The 16470-nt window shown below is 62.7% G+C and carries 14 protein-coding genes; 8 read left to right on the forward strand and 6 right to left on the reverse strand.

Annotation, left to right across the window (positions count from 1 at the left end; translation table 11 throughout):
- The 4 genes from ACTJKL_RS19070 (at window position 1) to ACTJKL_RS19085 (ending at window position 4385) form a co-directional block, all read left to right on the forward strand.
- On the forward strand, window positions 1–1563 hold the full coding sequence (locus tag ACTJKL_RS19070; protein WP_440853542.1) for an adenylate/guanylate cyclase domain-containing protein: 1563 nt from the start codon (window positions 1–3) through the stop codon (window positions 1561–1563).
- A 122-nt stretch (window positions 1564–1685) separates the two neighbouring features.
- Window positions 1686–2981, forward strand: coding sequence for a hypothetical protein (locus tag ACTJKL_RS19075; protein WP_026168907.1), 1296 nt, complete (start codon window positions 1686–1688; stop codon window positions 2979–2981).
- Window positions 2968–3753, forward strand: coding sequence for a COG3904 family protein (locus ACTJKL_RS19080; RefSeq protein ID WP_440853543.1), 786 nt, complete (start codon window positions 2968–2970; stop codon window positions 3751–3753). Before ACTJKL_RS19075 ends, ACTJKL_RS19080 begins: the two co-directional genes overlap by 14 nt.
- Before the next feature lie 200 nt (window positions 3754–3953).
- Entirely contained in the window at window positions 3954–4385 is a 432-nt protein-coding gene (locus ACTJKL_RS19085) for an NUDIX domain-containing protein (RefSeq protein ID WP_440853544.1), read from the forward strand.
- 224 nt (window positions 4386–4609) lie between these two features.
- On the opposite strand, the gene ACTJKL_RS19090 is transcribed toward ACTJKL_RS19085, so the two are convergent.
- From ACTJKL_RS19090 to ACTJKL_RS19110, 5 genes are all read right to left on the reverse strand, one after another.
- The gene (locus tag ACTJKL_RS19090) at window positions 4610–5407 is read right to left on the reverse strand and encodes a potassium channel family protein (protein WP_411922438.1); all 798 of its coding nucleotides are present in this window, start codon (window positions 5405–5407) and stop codon (window positions 4610–4612) included.
- Window positions 5408–5465: 58 nt separating this feature from the next.
- Window positions 5466–6266 (reverse strand): inositol monophosphatase family protein, encoded by an 801-nt coding sequence (locus tag ACTJKL_RS19095; protein ID WP_275600075.1) that lies wholly within the window; start codon window positions 6264–6266, stop codon window positions 5466–5468.
- A gap of 30 nt (window positions 6267–6296) precedes the next feature.
- Window positions 6297–7358, reverse strand: a complete 1062-nt coding sequence (locus ACTJKL_RS19100; protein WP_102762830.1) for an ABC transporter ATP-binding protein — start codon at window positions 7356–7358, stop codon at window positions 6297–6299.
- The gene (locus ACTJKL_RS19105) at window positions 7355–9583 is read right to left on the reverse strand and encodes an ABC transporter permease (RefSeq protein WP_440853545.1); all 2229 of its coding nucleotides are present in this window, start codon (window positions 9581–9583) and stop codon (window positions 7355–7357) included. Before ACTJKL_RS19105 ends, ACTJKL_RS19100 begins: the two co-directional genes overlap by 4 nt.
- A 172-nt stretch (window positions 9584–9755) precedes the next feature.
- Window positions 9756–10784 (reverse strand): ABC transporter substrate-binding protein, encoded by a 1029-nt coding sequence (locus tag ACTJKL_RS19110; protein WP_338283181.1) that lies wholly within the window; start codon window positions 10782–10784, stop codon window positions 9756–9758.
- 180 nt (window positions 10785–10964) lie between these two features.
- Between ACTJKL_RS19110 and ACTJKL_RS19115 the strand changes: the two genes are divergently transcribed.
- Window positions 10965–11969, forward strand: a complete 1005-nt coding sequence (locus tag ACTJKL_RS19115) for a LacI family DNA-binding transcriptional regulator (RefSeq protein ID WP_379943187.1) — start codon at window positions 10965–10967, stop codon at window positions 11967–11969.
- A 695-nt stretch (window positions 11970–12664) separates the two neighbouring features.
- Here the strand turns inward: ACTJKL_RS19115 and ACTJKL_RS19120 are convergent.
- On the reverse strand, window positions 12665–13357 hold the full coding sequence (locus ACTJKL_RS19120; protein WP_440853546.1) for a TetR/AcrR family transcriptional regulator: 693 nt from the start codon (window positions 13355–13357) through the stop codon (window positions 12665–12667).
- Window positions 13358–13491: 134 nt separating this feature from the next.
- Between ACTJKL_RS19120 and ACTJKL_RS19125 the strand changes: the two genes are divergently transcribed.
- From ACTJKL_RS19125 to ACTJKL_RS19135, 3 genes are read left to right on the forward strand one after another with little or no spacing between them, the layout of a single operon-like run.
- Window positions 13492–14514, forward strand: coding sequence for an efflux RND transporter periplasmic adaptor subunit (locus ACTJKL_RS19125; protein ID WP_198516737.1), 1023 nt, complete (start codon window positions 13492–13494; stop codon window positions 14512–14514).
- Window positions 14515–14519: 5 nt separating this feature from the next.
- Window positions 14520–15761 carry an ABC transporter permease gene (locus ACTJKL_RS19130; protein WP_440853547.1) on the forward strand — a complete coding sequence of 414 codons (1242 nt, stop codon included), beginning with the start codon at window positions 14520–14522 and terminating at the stop codon, window positions 15759–15761.
- Window positions 15758–16438 (forward strand): ABC transporter ATP-binding protein, encoded by a 681-nt coding sequence (locus tag ACTJKL_RS19135; RefSeq protein ID WP_440853548.1) that lies wholly within the window; start codon window positions 15758–15760, stop codon window positions 16436–16438. Before ACTJKL_RS19130 ends, ACTJKL_RS19135 begins: the two co-directional genes overlap by 4 nt.
- Window positions 16439–16470: the final 32 nt, after the last annotated feature.

Consider the following 16470-nt stretch of genomic DNA (forward strand, 5'->3'; position numbering starts at 1 on the left):
ATGACCACCGGCAACGACTTCCAGCACCAGGCGATCGCCGCTCACGTGGCCCAGCGATTGGCCGGCCCGGCGCGGGCAATCCTGGGTTTCCAGGAACTGTTGATCGAGCAGGCGCGGGATCTCGGTTTGATCCACATTAAGAGCGATCTCGACCGGATCGGTGCTGCAGCAAGGCAACTGAACGGCTTTATAGATCGCCTTCTCGAGGGCACGGCCTGCGCTCTGGAGGAAGGAGAAGCGGAGGCGGAGGCAAGGCTCCGCCACGACCTGCGCACGCCGCTCAACGCCATCATAGGCTATTCCGAAATGATCCTCGAAGAGGCAGCCGATGCGCCGGAGCATGCGCTGAAGGAAGACCTCCATGTGATACTGTCGGCGGCGGCGGAGCTCCTGAGGCAGGTCGACGCCATCGCCAGTCTTTCGCGCGGGGAAACGGTCGAGATGCTTCAACCGGGGGAACGCGCCGAAATCGACGCGGCAGGGCTCGAGCGACTTCTGTTCAAGGCGCAAGAGATTGCATGGCCGGAGCAGGGGGGCAGGATCCTCGTCGTCGACGACGTGGCCAGCAATCGTGATCTCCTGTCCCGGCGGCTGCGGCGCGAAGGTCACCGCGTGGTCACCGCCGAATCCGGACTGTCCGCGCTGGCGAAATTGGCCGAGGGCGAGTTCGACCTCATCCTGCTCGACATTCTGATGCCGGACATGAACGGCATCGAGATGCTGTCGCGATTGAAGTCCGAGGAGCGATGGAAGCACGTACCGGTCATCATGATCTCGGGCTTGAGTGATGTCACGGCGGTAGCCCGCTGCATCGAGGCCGGCGCCGACGATTATCTGACGAAGCCATTCAATCCGATACTTCTGCGCGCGCGGATCAACTCCACGCTCGAGAAGAAGCGCTGGCTCGACCGGGAGCATCGCTACCTCCAGGAGATAAAAGCGGAAAAGCTGCGGGCGGATTCCCTCATTCGCGCGATCCTGCCCGACCAGATCGTTGCGCGGCTGCAGGATGGCGAAGAGATCATCGCCGACCGCTTCGAAGAGGTGTCCATTCTATTTGCCGATATCGTCGGCTTTTCGCCCATTGCAGCAAGATCGACTGCGTCCGATCTGGTCAGGCGCCTGGACGGAATGTTCAGGAGGTTCGATCTGCTTACGGAGCAGCACCGTGTCGAGAAGATCAAGACCATAGGAGACGCCTATATGGCCGCCTGCGGGATCCCGGAGCCTGCGCCGGATCATGCCGACCGGGTCGTGGCCCTCGGAAAGTCCATGCTTCGATCCTTGCAGGACACGGAAGCCGGGCCCGACCGTTTTCGGGTTCGGATCGGAATCCATACGGGGCCAGTCGTCGCCGGACTGATCGGGCGGCTCCGGTTCGTCTACGACGTTTGGGGAGAAACGGTGAACATAGCGAGCCGGCTCGAATCCCAGGGGGTGGCCGATTGCATACAGATCTCCGAGGCGACGAGGCGCGCGCTGCGCAGTCAATGGACGCTCGAGCGCCGTTGCGCTCTGGAGCTGCGGGGGATAGGCGCAGTCGAGAGCTACCTCGTTCGATGACGCCTCCGGTTTCCGGGGAGGTTCTTTCCGGCATCCCAGTTCTTCGCCCTGCGGGCAGCCTTTATTCCGCCCGTTTCTTCATTCTCTGTTAAGGAATACATTCCTCTGAGGAGATGGTGCTCATGGCCCTCGGCGCATCCCAACGTTTGCATGACGGTGTTGCGGCCGTGGAAACCATGACGCGTTTTGCACTTGCGGTGCTGGCGCTTGCCTCGGGCGTCTATACCTATCTCGGCGTTCGCAGCATTCTCGACGGCTCCCCGACGTCGGTCTTCTTCGCGGCGATCATCTACTCGGCCTCGGTTTCCGTCGGTATCTACGCCTTCTGGTCCTATATGGCCCGCTTCTATCCGCACGTGACCCACCATACGGGCCGGGCCGCCATGCTGGGCGTGATGGCTCTGGGTGCGGCTATGATCATCGCCATGTCGAGCTGGCTCAATGCGGCGGCACTGGCAGGTTCCGCCGCGCTCGAACAGCATCTCGCGGAAACGGTGGAGGATTACACCGCCGACCTGGACCAGGCGCATCAGAACGCGCTTGCGGCCCAGAGCCTGCTGCCCGATATCCAGCGCGCATCCGAACGCTTCGCCCAGCTTGCCGCTTCGGAGCGGCAATCGGGGGCGCTCACCGGCACGACGGGGTCCGGAAGCGTGGTGCAGCTTCTGTCGCAAATGTCGGCGCAGATGAAGGATCTGGAAAACGGTATCAACGCCTCCCGCGAACAGGTGACCGTACTTTTCAACCAGGGGCAGAAGCGGCTCGAGACGATGCGGACGCTGGTTTCCGCGCCGGGTGCGGTCGCACCGCGTGCCGACCAGTTCTCCTCGGAAGTGGTGGCGCTCACAGGCGTCATAACGTCGCTCGGACAGACTTCGATCGCGCCTTCGATCCGCCGTGCCGCAGACGACCTGTCGCTCGGCTTCATCGCACCCGTGGCCGACGGCGGCGATGCCGATCTCGTCAATCGCCAGGACCGGGTGATGGAGACTGTCCGAGCCTCGGTGGCGGCGCAATCCAAGGTCCTCTCCGAAGCGGCTGACGAAATACTGGCGCGTGCGCCGGTGGCGGAGCGGCGTTTCGTTCCGCTTTCATCCGCCGAGGCGGTACTGCGCTATGCGACCGATTTCATTCCCGCCTGGGCAGGCGCCATTTCCATCGACCTGCTGCCGGGGGTGCTGGTCTTCATTCTGGCCGCGGTTCACAGCGCCATCCGCAAGCAGGAGGAGAAGCTGCCCTTTGCCGAGCGCATCACGGCGGCCGAGCTCCTGCAGGCCTTGGAAGTGCAGCGCGCCGTCACGGCCAATGGCGGGCAACTCGGCGACATAGTGGCTCAGGCGGAAGCGGAGGAGCCGAACAACATCACCAGCCTCGACCCGAGGACGCGTGCAAAGGATCGGTCGCATGAGGATCGATGAAGCGATCAAGGCGCTGGTCCGGATCGACGACGGTGTGCTGATGCGCGGCGCCTTCTTCGCAATGCTGGCGGCCGCGAGTGTCTTCCTGCTGATCGACCTGCGCGAAATCTCCGCGATGAATGCCGGACTCCCCGGTTTCGATCCGATGCTCGAGGATCGGCCGGTCCTGCCTCCGGCATTGACCGAGGCTGCGCCCAACGGCCCGCCAGTCCAACCGGGAAGCTCTGACGAAGTGCTGCGCCAGCCGATGAGGTTCGATCTCCGATCCGGCGGCGTTCTGCTCGCCGAGGGCACGATCGACCTCGGCGCCGGTTCGCGCTTCGCCGAGGAGATCGAAGCGCGCGGCGAATATGTGAGAACCGTCGCCCTCAACTCGCCCGGTGGTTCGGTGGACGATGCGCTCGCGATGTCGAAACTGATCCGCGAGAAGAAGCTCGATACCAAGGTGGCATCGAAGGCGCTCTGCGCGTCCTCCTGCCCGATCGTTTTTGCAGGGGGTGTCGCGCGTGTGGCGGAAAAGGACGCACTGATCGGCGTGCATCAGGTTTTCAGCGGCGGCGGGGAACGGCCGACACCGGCCCAAGCCATGTCTTTCGCACAATCCACCACGGCCAGAGTCGCCAGCCATCTCGATACGATGGGAGTAGGCCCCGGCGTCTGGATCAACGCTCTCGAAACACCGCCGGACCGGCTCTATTACCTGACTGAAAAGGAGATGGTTGATTTTCATCTGACCACGGAGCCGGTCGCGACAGCCAAGACGAAGGGCTAAGCTAGCTCAGCTAGCGGTTCGCATCCATCGTCTCGTCGGCTCCAGCCCTTCTTGACCGATACCGCAGCGTGCGCGAAGGTCGACAACGTGAGGGCTGTTCGTGTTCTCGTAATATCTTCTGTTTCAAGAGGGAGCTTCCAGTGCGGTTTTCCGAGAGTTATTTGGGGCAATTGCGGGCGCTCGTTGGAAACAGACGGCTCTTGGCAGTCGGTGCGCGTGTCTTGATCGAAGATGGCATGGGTAGGTTCTTGATAATCAAGCGGACAGACAGCGGTCATTGGGGCCTGCCGGGCGGCTCGATGGAACTGGGGGAGTCTTTGATGGATGTTGTCTTTCGTGAAGCTTTAGAAGAAGCAAATGTTTCTTTGGAAAGAGTAACTGCGTTTGGCCTGTCCTCAGACCCGAACATCGAGCAGCACACTTATCCCAATGGGGATCAATTGCAAAACATCTCTCTGCTTGCTCATGGCTATGTTGCAAACTCCGACTACGCGCCGGACGGAGGTGAGGCATCAGAAATCAGGTTTGTTCGCTATGAGGAAATTGATCGAGATAGCTTTGTTGCGACCGAATATCCTACATTCTCGCACTGGCAGTCGTTCAAAGACACGGGAACTTTCCAAATCGTTTGATTTAAGCGCCTAACAGCAACGAAAACACCAGAGCTGACACTCTCCGGGGCAACGCCGACGGCAGCTCCGTCCCGCAAAGCCGGCGCGTTGGCCATGCACACGCGTACGCGCCGTCCTGTCGGCCGTTCCCGTTCATCCGAGCCTCGCGGCAATGATCGCCGCCGGCTTTCCAAAGGCCTTTCGCCTTTTCATCGAAACACTGAAAGTCTCACGCCTCGTACATCTCAGTCACCCTCATCGGGTATGTTGAGCAGATGACCGCAGGCCTTGCAGTGGACGGCGTCGGTGTCGTGCCTCTGCAAGCCGCATTGAGGGCAGGGGAAACTGACCTTGTAGGGCCTGACAACGGCTTGGGCGAGCCTTACGAACAGCGATATGCCGACGATCATCGTGATGACCGAGGTGAGCTTGCCGAGCGTGCCCGGCAGGGTGATGTCCCCGAAGCCGGTCGTGGTGATCGTAGCCACCGTGAAATAGAGTGCGTCGACGAAACCTTCGCCGCCTTCTCGGTGATAGAAGAACGTCGTGTAAACGAAGCCGGTGACGACGAAGAGGAATACGAGGAAGTTCAGGCAGGCACGGAAGACATCCTGCAGATGCGACCACCCGGCGCGGCGAAGACCTTCGAGCAGGAGCGGACTCTTGCCGATCGCCCAGATGCGCATCACCCTGAGGAAGGCGAAGTTGAACAGCAGGTCGGGGAAGAGAAGCGTGCCGAGAATGACCACATCGATCCAGGTCATCGGCCGCCGGAGGAAACGCTCGATCGAAGGCGCGGCCAACGCTCTCGCGATGAGCTCGCAACCGATCCATGCGGCGATGATGTAGTCGATGATGAGATAGGACGGACCCGCTCTTAGATAGGGGCCGAGGATGAAAAAGGCGAGGATGCTGAGGTCGATGATGGCAAGCAGCGCTTGCCAGCGCAACGCCCACGGGTCCCGCCCGCGTTCCAATCGCTGAAGCGCCAGCCTTGTCGAATTCAACTTCGATTGCGCCCGCGGCTGGTCAGTCATGTCCATGGAGCTGAAATAGGGGACGCCGAATCCCGGGTCAAGGAGCATGCCATGGGCGCGAGTGTCAGACGCCCGCAAGCTTCCTCAGGTCGTCGACTGCGCCGGGCGCGGCGGCAAGGACGATCGAGCCGCGGGTCAAACTTTCTCCCTCAGTGGGGAAGGGCAGGTGCCAGCCGCCCGCTTCCTGGACGAGACAGTAGCCGGCGAGACAATCCCATGCGTGCATATAGGGCTCGTAATAGCCCACCAGACGGCCGGCGGCGACATAGGCAAGCATGAGTGCGCCGGAACCGTTGCGCATGAAGGTGCCGCCGGCCTCCAGCAGGTTTTCGACCATCTGTCCGACGAAGGCCGGCTTGACATAGTTGTTGGCGCCGAGCCCGGTCACGTGGTTGCGAATGGTGCGCGAACCATCGAGCGCGAGCGCCTTGCCGTTGAGACGCGCGCCGAGGCCGAGTGCTGCCGCGTAGAGTTCACCGTGACATGGTGCGGCGATGACCCCCACCACCGGTATGCCGGCATGAACGAGAGCGATGGAGACGCACCAGTTGGGCATGCCGTTGACGAAGGGGCTCGTCCCGTCGATCGGATCGACCGCCCATGTGAAGCCTGAGCGGCCGGGAACGAGACCGTATTCTTCGCCGAGCACGCCGTCGTCCGGGTAGGCCTCCGCGATCCGATCGCGGATGAGATTTTCGACTTCGCGGTCAGCGATGGAAACCAGATCCTGCGGGTCGCGCTTCGTTTCGATGATCAGCGTTTCGCGGCGCGCGAAAAAATCGAGCGCCATGGCGCCGGCCTCGCGCCCGATGGTTTCGGCCAGTGCCAGGCGGGCTTCGAGCCCGGGGACGACGTGAGATGTCATTACGGAATCCTTGGTTGCAAATTGCCGGGGCTAACCGTTGATGAGGGCAATGCCGCGCTCCTTGAAGGCGATTGCCACATTCGTTTGGGGCGCAAGTGCCCGCTCCACCGCCGGGTCGACCACGAAGAGCGTCCCGGCGGCCGTCTTGACCTCGTACTCCACGTGATCGCCGAGATACGCCGTATGGGTGATCTCGCCTGAAAAACTGCCGGCTGCGGACGGCTCAAGCGTGATCGCGTTCGGGCGCACCGCAAGCTTCGCCGGTCCGGGGCGCATTCCGCGGCCGCTCACGCGATGCGTCAGCCGTTCCACACGGATCGTGGCTTCGTGACCGTCGACGTCGATCACGTCGCAGGCAACGACATTGGCTTCGCCCATGAAGTCGGCGATGAAGGCGGAGGCCGGCGTTTCGTAGAGTTCGCGCGGGGCGCCCTCCTGGGCTATGCTCCCGTCCTTCATCACGATGATGCGGTCGGAGACGGCAAGGGCTTCGTCCTGATCGTGCGTGACATAGACCGCGGTGAAACCGAGCCGCTGCTGCAGTTCGCGGATTTCGGTCCGGACGCGGCGCCTCAGCCTTGCATCGAGATTTGACAGCGGCTCGTCGAGGAGAAGAACCTGGGGCTCCAGCACCAGTGCACGGGCGACCGCGACGCGCTGCTGCTGCCCGCCGGAGAGCTCGGCCGGCAGGCGCTGGCCCATGCCGGGCAGGCCGACCAGGGCCAGTCCTTCCTCGGCTCTTTCGCGCGCTTCCTTGCGCTTCATGCCTGACGACTCCAGGCCGTAGGCCACGTTGTCGAGGGCGTTCATGTGTGGGAAGAGAGCATAGGACTGGAAGACCATCGAGACGTCGCGCTCGTTTGCGGGCAGCATCGTCACGTCCTTGCCGCCGATCAGGATGCGGCCGGATGTCGGATGTTCGAGACCGGCCAGCATTCGAAGCGTCGTCGTCTTGCCGCAGCCGGAGGGTCCGAGCAAGGTGACGAGCGTGCCTGGTTCGATGGTCAGCGACAGGTCGGGAATGGCGGTGAAGGCACCGAACTTCTTGCATATGTTCCGGAAGACGACGGAACCGGGAGCCACGACGGTCATGCGGTTTTCTCCTGGGGAAGGGGTGCGGGCGCGCGGGCAACGGCCTGGACGCGGTTTTCGCGCCGAAGCCTGCGTTCGCCGACGACAAGCTGGAAGCCGGCGATGACCGATATCATCACCACGATCAGCATGGAGGAATAGGCGATCGCCACGCCGTATTCGCCGTTTTCGACCAGCCCGACGATATAGGCCGTCGCCATGTTGTACTCGGCGCTGACCAGAAAGATGACGGCGCTGATCGAAGTGATCGCGCGGACGAAGGAGTAGACGAGGGCGGCCGTGATCGCCGGCCGCAAAAGCGGCAGAATGACTTTGCGGATGGTGCGGAAGCTATTGGCCCGGAGCGTCAGAGATGCCTCGTCGAGGCTTCGGTCGAGCTGGCTCATCGCCGCCACCCCGCCGCGCACGCCGACGGGCATGTTGCGGAAGACGAAACAGGCAACGAGGATCAGAGCGCTGCCGGTCATTTCGAGCGGCGGCAGGTTGAAGGCCATGATGTAGCTGATGCCGATGACCGTCCCCGGAATGGCGAAGCTCATCATCAGGGCGAACTCGAAGAGTTCGCGGCCGGCGAACCTCTGGCGCACGATCAGATAGGCGGTCAGGAGCCCGACTGCCGCCGTGAGCGGTGCCGATATCAGGGCAATCTCCATCGTCGTCCAGAAGGAGTTCCAGGCAACGCCCGTCCAGGCGATGCCGCCGTCGCGGAACTCGACGGAGAATGCCTTGACGTAGTGGGCGAGCGTCAGCGAGTTGTCCAGCCCCCAGGTCTTCACGAAACCGCCGACGAGGATCATGCCGTAAACGACGAGCGTGAAGAGCGCCCAGGGGATGACCAGGGCATGGACCGTGATTGAAACCGTGCGCGGCAGGGCGGCGTGGCTGCCGCTGTCGCCCTTTCCGGTAACCGTCGCGAAGCTCTTTCCCGAAAGCCAGAAGCGCTGCGCCAAAAAGGCCGTCAGCGTGAAACACAGGAGAATGATGGCGAGCACGGCGGCGCGGGAGGGGTCGTTCTGCGAGCCGACGACGGCGAAGAAAATTTCCGTCGAAAGAACGCCATGGCTGCCGCCCAGCACCAGCGGATTTCCGAAATCGGCCATGCTTTCGATGAAGCCGATGAGGAATGCATTGGCGAGCCCCGGCTTCATCAGCGGCAGCGAGATGCGCCAGAAGGTGCGCCAGCGGTCCGCCCTCAGCGTCTGCGACGCCTCCTCCATCGACGGGCTGACGCCTTCGACGACGCCGATCAGCACAAGGAAAGAGATGGGCGTGAAGGACAGGACCTGCGCAATCCAGATGCCGGTGAGGCCATAGAGCCAGCGGCCGGGCTCGACGCCGATCAGCGTGGACAGGGCTTCGGTGATGACGCCGGAACGACCGAAGAGCAGGGTGAGCGCGAGGCCGACCACGAAGGGCGGCGTGATGATCGGCAGCACCGTCAACAGCCGGAGGCTCCGTTTGTAACGGAAGCCGGTACGGGTCGCGACCAGGGCGAAGGCAAGGCCGAGAATGGTCGAGCCGCCCGCGGTCATCACCGCCAGCCAGAAAGTCCGCCACGCGATCCCGCAGCGCCCGCCGCCGACGACGCAGTCGAGACTCCAGATCGACGGATCCACGATATTGCGGGTGAAGCCTTCCGGATTGAAGGAGCCGTCGAAATCCTGGAAGGCGCCGACCAGCATGCTCCCGACAGGATAGAAGACGAAGACGGCGACGAGAAAGACAAGCATCGAGATGGCCGAGACGACGAAGGCGTCGCCCTTCAGCACGCCGCGTTCGGCCAGCCCGAAGGCGAAAAGGAGGACGAAGACGAGCGCCGCGAGCACCGCTCCCGCGCCCATCGAGGGCTGGCCGTCCGCAAGCGCGCCGAACAGCGCTTCGCTGATCGTCCAGTTCCAGCCGGAAAAGCCGATGGCGAGGCCCTGAAGGGCCAGAACGGCGATGCCGCCTGCGCCAGTCCAGGCAAGGAAGCTTCCTCGCCGCGCGGGATCGCCGATGAGGCGAGCAGCGGCGGCGACCATCATGGCCAGCGCCGGAAGTATCAGCCACCATTTACCGAAGGAAGCGATCTGAAGGAGACCCGGCGCTGCGGCCGGTTCTTCCGGAAAGGCGGAAAGCCAGTCGAAGCCGAAGAAACCGCCGTCGATCCTGTACCAGGGAAGGAGGAGGAAGGCGGCAAGCCCGAGAGCCAGCGCGATATCCAGTCTGCGGTTGTGGGTTTTCATGGATGGGCTGTCCGTGCCGCCGTGTCACGATGAGTTGTTCCGAATACAAGCGAGATCGCTGCCGTTAGAAAAGAACGCGATGCGAGCGGAACAGCTCATCTGGCCGAGATTGCCGGAGTCGAGCCGACGGTTTCCCGACGGCTCGACTCCGTTTGAAAGGCGCGTTGCGCGATCAGTTCGCGGCTGCGCCGATCTCCCGGTCCCAGCGCTCCAGGAGCTCTTTGCGTTTGGCCGGATCGCCGTAGGTCTTGAAGTCGTAATCGATCAGCTTGATGTCCTCGAACTTAGGTGCCTCTTCCGGCACCTTGGCCGTCTTGTTGGAAGGAAGCTGGAACGATTTCGCCTCCTTCATACTGGACTGCACGTCGGCGGAGAGCGCCCAGTCATACCACTTTTTGGCGCTCTCGAGGTTCTTTGCACCCTTGATGATCGACATCGAGCCGATTTCGTAGCCGGTGCCTTCGCAGGGCGCCACGGACTTCACAGGGAAGCCTTCCACCGTCTGCGCCACCGCATCGTGCATGAACACGATGCCGATTGCCGTTTCCCCCCGCGCCGCGGCCTTCACCGGTGCGGACCCGGACTTCGTGTATTGCGACACGTTTGCGTTCAGCTTCTTCAGATAGTCGAAAGCCTCGTCCTCGCCCATGATCTGAACGAGCGTTGCGAGCGCGGTATAGGCGGTGCCGGAAGAATTGGGATTGGCAATCTGGACTTCACCCTTGAAGGACGGATCGAGCAGATCCGCCCAGCACTTCGGCTCCTTCAGGTTCTTCTGCTTGAAGATCTCCGTGTTGTAGCCCCAGCCGAGTGCGCCGGCATAGACGCCGACCGTGCGGTAGCCGGCACTCTCGGCCTGCTTGACGGCCCATTCGTGCAATTCGCCGAGCATCGGCGACTTGTATTCGAGCGTCAGTCCCTCCGAGGCGGCCTGCAGATGCGGGTCGCCGGTGCCCGCCCACCAGATGTCTGTCTTGGGGTTGCGCGCCTCGGCCCGGATCTTCGCGTAGGTTTCGCCGGAAGACAGGCGAACCATGTTGACGGAGATGCCGGTCTTCTTTTCGAAGGCGCCCTTCATCTGCTCGCAGATCACCACGTCGGCCGAGCAGATCAGATTGAGATTTCCGTCGGCCTGCGCGGAAAAGGCAAAGAACGTCGCACCCGCGGCGAGCGCTGCCGCGGCCAGTTTAACCAAACCCATCGGTTTCCTCCCAGATTGTGCCGGCGCCTCCGTGCCGGACGCTTTTTGCAAGCGCGTGCAAATGCTGCACGAGGATACAGGGAGTGTCAATAAATTTGTTCGATATTGCGCAATATGACGGCGTTGCACGCAATTGCAAAATAGTGCAATTCTGCGTGCGAGATCGAGGAGAGGTCGTGAATGCCGCCGAAGCCGTTTGTCAGCGCCCAGGAAGTCGCAGAGCGGGCGGGCGTCTCACGCTCAGCCGTCTCCCGTACCTTTACGCCCGGCGCCAGCGTCTCGCCCGAAACCCGGCGAAGGGTTGTGGAGGCGGCGGAAGCGCTCGGCTATCACGTCAACCATCTCGCGCGCGGACTGATGCGCAACGAGAGTGGCATCGTCTGCCTTATCGTATCCGAGATGAGCACGCCCTACCGCGCCAACCTCATCCGGGCGATGACGCAGCAATTGCAGAACGCCGGCAAGGTCGCCATGCTGATCAACACGGACCGCTCGGACGGCAGTGTGGATCTCGCGTTGCGGCAGGCAATCCGGTACCGTGCAGATGCATCGATCATCCTGTCCGGAATGCCCGACCGGTCGATTACCCAGCTCTGCCTCAAGAACGGCCAGCGCCTCGTCCTCATCAACCGCGACGACGACCAGCAGGGCCCTCTTCGTATCAATCTCGATGACGCGGAGGCGGCGGGGCGGGTCGTCACCGCTTTCGTGCGCGCCGGTTGCCGGCGTCTTGCCTTCGCGAATTCGCAAGCCGGCACCCCGAGCCTGATGGCGCGCGAGCACGGTTTCGTGGCGGCGGCAAAAGCAGCGGGCCTCCCGGTTCTGGTCGAGCGTCACGGGCCGACAAATTACGAAAGCGGCCGCGTTCTGGCGCAGCGGCTGCTGACACTCGGCGAGCGGCCCGATGCGGTCTTCTGTGCCACGGATCTCCTTGCCTGCGGCTTCCTGGATGCCGCGCGCCACCAGTTCCGTGTCTCCATTCCCGATCAGCTCTGTGTCGCGGGTTTCGACGACATCGAACAGGCCGCCTGGTCCTCCTATGACCTGACCACTTTCGCGCAACCCGTGGACAGGATAGCCCGGGAGGCGGTTGCTTGGCTCGTCAACGAGAGGCAGGAGCCGGTCGACCAATCGGTCCGCTTCCGGCCTGACCTCATTTGGCGCTCATCCGTTCGGGGAGGGTAGCTCCGGTTCGACTCTGCACAGATGGTATCGCGAGCCGATTTAATGCGAATACCCCCAATTTGTTACTGGTTATAGTAATTCGTTTGTGTAGTATCCCACTTGCACCGACACATCTTCTTGCATCGCTATGGCTTGTAATGGGCTGTGCTGGAGACCGTATTGCCGTGTCCGTGCTCTCTTATTGAGCTGGTGGGAAATGAATGGGGCCCTGGCCGATAACGGTCAGGGCCTTTCGCTCGGGTAAGCCCTGATTCCGCCAGGACGTCGAGCTTCGAACCCATCCGGATTGCCGGCGTGCGGTGCCCCAGCCCCGGCGAGGCCAGTCGCTGATGCGCCAGGCCTCTGACCGTCTTCCCCCGTCCGAGACGGCTGACGAAGGACTAGCACGCATAATGCTTCGGCTCCACTGCCCCATCAGGGCTATCGCCGGTGAATATCGGGGATATCCGGAGCACTTCCAGGAAAAGTGCGCAGCGGTTTTCCGTCCGGAAGTGCGGGAACTTAAAGGATCAGCGCACTTCCAGGAAAAGTGCGCAGCGGTTTTCCGTCCGGAAGTGCGGAACTTAAAGGATTAGAGCACTTCCAGGAAAAGTGCGCAGCGGTTTTCCGTCCGGAAGTGCGGAACTTAAGGATTAGCGCACTTCCAGGAAAAGTGCGCAGCGGTTTTCCGTCCGGAAGTATGCGGCTTCGAGGAGCTAGACGGAAGCTTCCAGAAATGCGCGCGAAAAGCCCGGTTCCGTTACTTCGATCGTCCCTTCGGGGATCTTCAGCAGCCGTTCGACAGCCATCCCGTAGGTGCGCATCCAGCCATCCAGCGTCCGCGCCGCGCCGTCCAGGTCGCCGGCTTCGGTCTGCTGCAGCGCCTGATGCATCGTTTTGGCGACGCCAAGCCGCAAATACAACAGCATCGGCGCGAGGGCTTCAGGATCGGGTGCGTCGAGGCTCCCCTCCTTGTGACCGCGCCTCAGAATTTCGGTAAGAAAGGGGAGTGTCACAGCGCTGACCGCGACGTCGATGCGATGATAGAGGACGACGTTCTCCGGCTTGAAAAGTGCGTTGAATGTATTCTTCAATTGCGGCGCCATGTCCACTTTCAGGCGGCGCGAACCCGCGAAAAGGGCATTCAGCTGGCCGACCGCGTCGAGGGAGGGATCCTCGAATACCGTTTGCAGTTCCTTCAGGCTTTGGCGGGCCATGCGCGCGGCGACCGCCTCCAGCAGTGCCTCCTTCGAAACGAAGTAGTGATAGAACGCCCCCTTGGAAACATTCGCTTCCCGGATCACGTCGTTAACGGTCGTGTTTTCGTATCCCTGCTCGAAGAACAGGCGTTCAGCGCAGCCGATGATCTCATTCGTTCTGACGTCAGGCGATTTCTTGATTCGTGGCATAGACTTGTCCTGAACCGGAGAACTACGTTCTACACGTGTTACCAGGATGCGCGAAGTCCTGTGTGCGATTATAGACCGACGGTCGGTCTAATGCTATCCTGACAGTCTATACGGGTGAGTTTCAGGAGTGGTTCGTGCGGCTTATGCGGCAGATGAGGCGCTACGCGGCGGGTATTGCGATAGCCGCCGCAGTCGGTGCCGTTGCCTTCTGGTATGCGACCCGGGCGGTGCCCGTTTCGGTCGTGACGCCGAAGCGCGGTGATGCGGCGGAGATCGTCTATGCCAGCGGCGTCGTGGAGCCGCGCGTTTGGGCAAAGGTCACTTCGACAGTGCGCGAGCGGATCGTCGAGCAGTGCAATTGCGAGGGCGAACGAGTGGAAAAGGGTGCCGCGCTCGCGCGCCTGGACGATACGGAGGCGCGGGCGATTCTGAGCGAGCTGCAGGCGCGCCTGTCGCTTGCCCAGGAAGAATACCGCCGCAAGCTCGCCTTGGCCGAAAGAAATACGATAAGCGAGCAGACTGTGGACAGGGCCCGCACCGACGTCGCTCAATTGGAGGCATTGATCGCGGGGCAGGAGGCGCGCCTTGCGGCCTATGTGCTGCGCGCGCCCAGCGACGGGCGGGTGCTTCGGCAGGATGGAGAGATCGGCGAGGTGGCCGAGCCGGGGACCGTGCTCTTCTGGGTCGGAGAGCCGCGACCGCTGATCGTGGAGGCGGAGGTGAACGAAGAGGACATTCCGCGGGTCGAAGTGGGCCAGAATGCCTACCTTCGGTCGGATGCGTTTCCAGAGCGCGCGCTCGAGGCGGTTGTCGACAGCATCACGCCGAAGGGCGATCCCGTTACGAAAACTTACCGCGTTCGCCTTCGGCTGCCGGAGGACACGCCGCTCAGAATCGGCATGTCCACAGACGTGAACATCGTGGTCCGCGTGTCGCGCAACGCCCTGGTCATTCCCGCGGCAGCGGTCAGCGGGACTAGAGTCGCGGTGGTTGAAGGCGGGACGGCGAAACTGCGCAAGATCAAGACCGGCATCCGCGGCGCGAACGGTGTAGAGGTCCTTTCCGGCCTGGAGGAAACCGCACGCATAATCTCGCCCTTGCCCCCCGATCTAACCGACGGGACCCGGGTGGATGTGGTTGAAACAACGACGAATTGAACGCCATGCGCCTGATCCTCGATATCGCCTTGACGCACGTCGCCGGCCGCGGCCGCCAGACCCTCGTCGCGGTCATCGGTGTCGCCGTCGGCGTCGGCTTCTCGATCGCCATGGCGGCGCTGATGCAGGGCGGGCAGGACGATTTCGTTCGCCAGCTCGTCGACACGATGCCGCATGTCGATGTGACCGATGAGCAGCGCTCGGCGCGGCGGCAGCCGGCGGAAGACCTCTTCGAAGCCGTCGCCATATCCGGGCTGAGGCCGCGGGACGACCGGCGCGGCATCATCAATCCGACGAAGGCGGTCTCCTGGCTGGAAGAATGGATGCCCGGCAGGCTTGCCGCGGTCCTGAACGTTCAGGGCGTGATCCGCTACTCGGGCCGCGAAGTCGGCGCCGTGGTGATCGGGATCGAGCCGGAGAAGGAGGTGAAGGTCTCGCCCATCGTAGAGGATTTCGAGTCCGGCAGCTTCGGCGCGCTTGCGGCCGGCGGCAACAACGTCGTGATAGGCGATACCATGGCCTCGAGGCTGGGTGCCGGGCTCGGCGATACGATTACCGCCGTGTCTTCGGAAGGCCTTGCCCGCAACTTCAAGATCGCCGGCCTGTTTCATACCGGCACCACGGCGCGTGACGAAGGCGAAGCCTATGTGCTGCTGAAGAACGCCCAGATCCTGTCCAACAGGCCGAATGCAATCAACGAGATCCGCATCAAGCTCGGCGACCCGAACGCCGCGCCCACCGTGGCGCGTCGCGTGGAGGCCGAACTCGGCTACAAGGCGGTCGCGTGGCAGGAGGCGAACGAGTCCATTCTCGAAGCGCTCGTCGTGCGCAACGTCATCATGTACACGGTCGTCGCCGCGATCATGCTGGTAGCGGGTTTCGGCATCTTCAACATCGTTTCCACCATCACGCACGAGAAGGCGCGCGACATCGCCATCATGAAGTCGCTGGGCTTTTCGCAAGCCGACATGCGCCGTCTGTTCGTGATCGAGGGGCTGGCGATCGGCATAGCGGGTTCCCTTCTCGGCTGGGCGCTCGGTTTTGCGATCACCTACGCCCTTTCCCGGGTACGGTTCGAAATTGCCGCGACCGGCCAGGAAATGACCAGGCTGCCGATCGCGTGGAGCATTCTTCACTATGCCGTAGCGACAGCCTTCGCCCTGTCCTCGGCAGCGGTCGCCGGTTACCTGCCTGCCCGCCGGGCAGCACGCGTCAATCCGGTGGACATCATAAGGGGTGCGACATGAGCCCGCTGATCGAGGCTCGCGGCCTCACGCGTATATTGCATGAGACGGTTCCGGTAACGCTGGTGAAGGACATCGACCTCATCATCGACGAGGGCGAGTTCGTGGCCGTTACCGGCCCTTCGGGATCGGGAAAGTCGTCGCTGCTCTATCTGCTGGGGCTGCTCGACCAGCCGACGCAAGGCATGCTCCGCGTCCGCGGACGCGATACGGAGCCCATGAGCGAGAAGGAGCGGGCGGAGACCCGCCTCGCCACAATGGGGTTCGTCTTCCAGTTCCATTTCCTCCTGCCGGAATTTACCGCGCGTGAGAACGTCGAAATCCCGATGCGCAAGCTTGCCCGCCTCGGCCGCGACGCGATGCGGGCCCGGGCGACCGAATTGCTGTCCTCGCTCGGCCTCGCCGATCATCTCGACAAGCGGCCGGATCAGCTCTCGGGCGGCCAGCGCCAGCGCGTGGCGGTCGCACGGGCGCTGGCCAACAATCCGCCGCTGATCCTGGCCGACGAGCCGACCGGAAGCCTCGACAGCAGGAGTTCGGAGCAGGTATTCGCAATTCTCGACGGACTTGTCCGCGAGCGCGGCAAGACGGTCGTCGCGGTGACGCACGACCTGGGCATGGCTGCCCGCATGGATCGTCGCATCCACCTCGTGGATGGCGAGGTCAGCAAGGAAGAATAGATGCGCGAGTCTCGCCGAACGGCGCGGAGCCG

The sequence above is a fragment of the Sinorhizobium sp. 22678 genome (assembly GCF_052044265.1).
Lineage (GTDB): Bacteria > Pseudomonadota > Alphaproteobacteria > Rhizobiales > Rhizobiaceae > Sinorhizobium > Sinorhizobium meliloti_A.

Coding starts and splice junctions, on each gene's coding strand:
- ACTJKL_RS19080 (WP_440853543.1), top strand. CDS start 2,968: ATGAGGATCGATGAAGCGATCAAGGCGCTGGTCCGGATCGACGACGGT.
- ACTJKL_RS19105 (WP_440853545.1), bottom strand. CDS start 9,583: ATGAAAACCCACAACCGCAGACTGGATATCGCGCTGGCTCTCGGGCTT.
- ACTJKL_RS19130 (WP_440853547.1), top strand. CDS start 14,520: ATGCGCCTGATCCTCGATATCGCCTTGACGCACGTCGCCGGCCGCGGC.
- ACTJKL_RS19100 (WP_102762830.1), bottom strand. CDS start 7,358: ATGACCGTCGTGGCTCCCGGTTCCGTCGTCTTCCGGAACATATGCAAG.
- ACTJKL_RS19110 (WP_338283181.1), bottom strand. CDS start 10,784: ATGGGTTTGGTTAAACTGGCCGCGGCAGCGCTCGCCGCGGGTGCGACG.
- ACTJKL_RS19120 (WP_440853546.1), bottom strand. CDS start 13,357: ATGCCACGAATCAAGAAATCGCCTGACGTCAGAACGAATGAGATCATC.
- ACTJKL_RS19070 (WP_440853542.1), top strand. CDS start 1: ATGACCACCGGCAACGACTTCCAGCACCAGGCGATCGCCGCTCACGTG.
- ACTJKL_RS19095 (WP_275600075.1), bottom strand. CDS start 6,266: ATGACATCTCACGTCGTCCCCGGGCTCGAAGCCCGCCTGGCACTGGCC.
- ACTJKL_RS19075 (WP_026168907.1), top strand. CDS start 1,686: ATGGCCCTCGGCGCATCCCAACGTTTGCATGACGGTGTTGCGGCCGTG.
- ACTJKL_RS19090 (WP_411922438.1), bottom strand. CDS start 5,407: ATGGACATGACTGACCAGCCGCGGGCGCAATCGAAGTTGAATTCGACA.
- ACTJKL_RS19135 (WP_440853548.1), top strand. CDS start 15,758: ATGAGCCCGCTGATCGAGGCTCGCGGCCTCACGCGTATATTGCATGAG.
- ACTJKL_RS19115 (WP_379943187.1), top strand. CDS start 10,965: ATGCCGCCGAAGCCGTTTGTCAGCGCCCAGGAAGTCGCAGAGCGGGCG.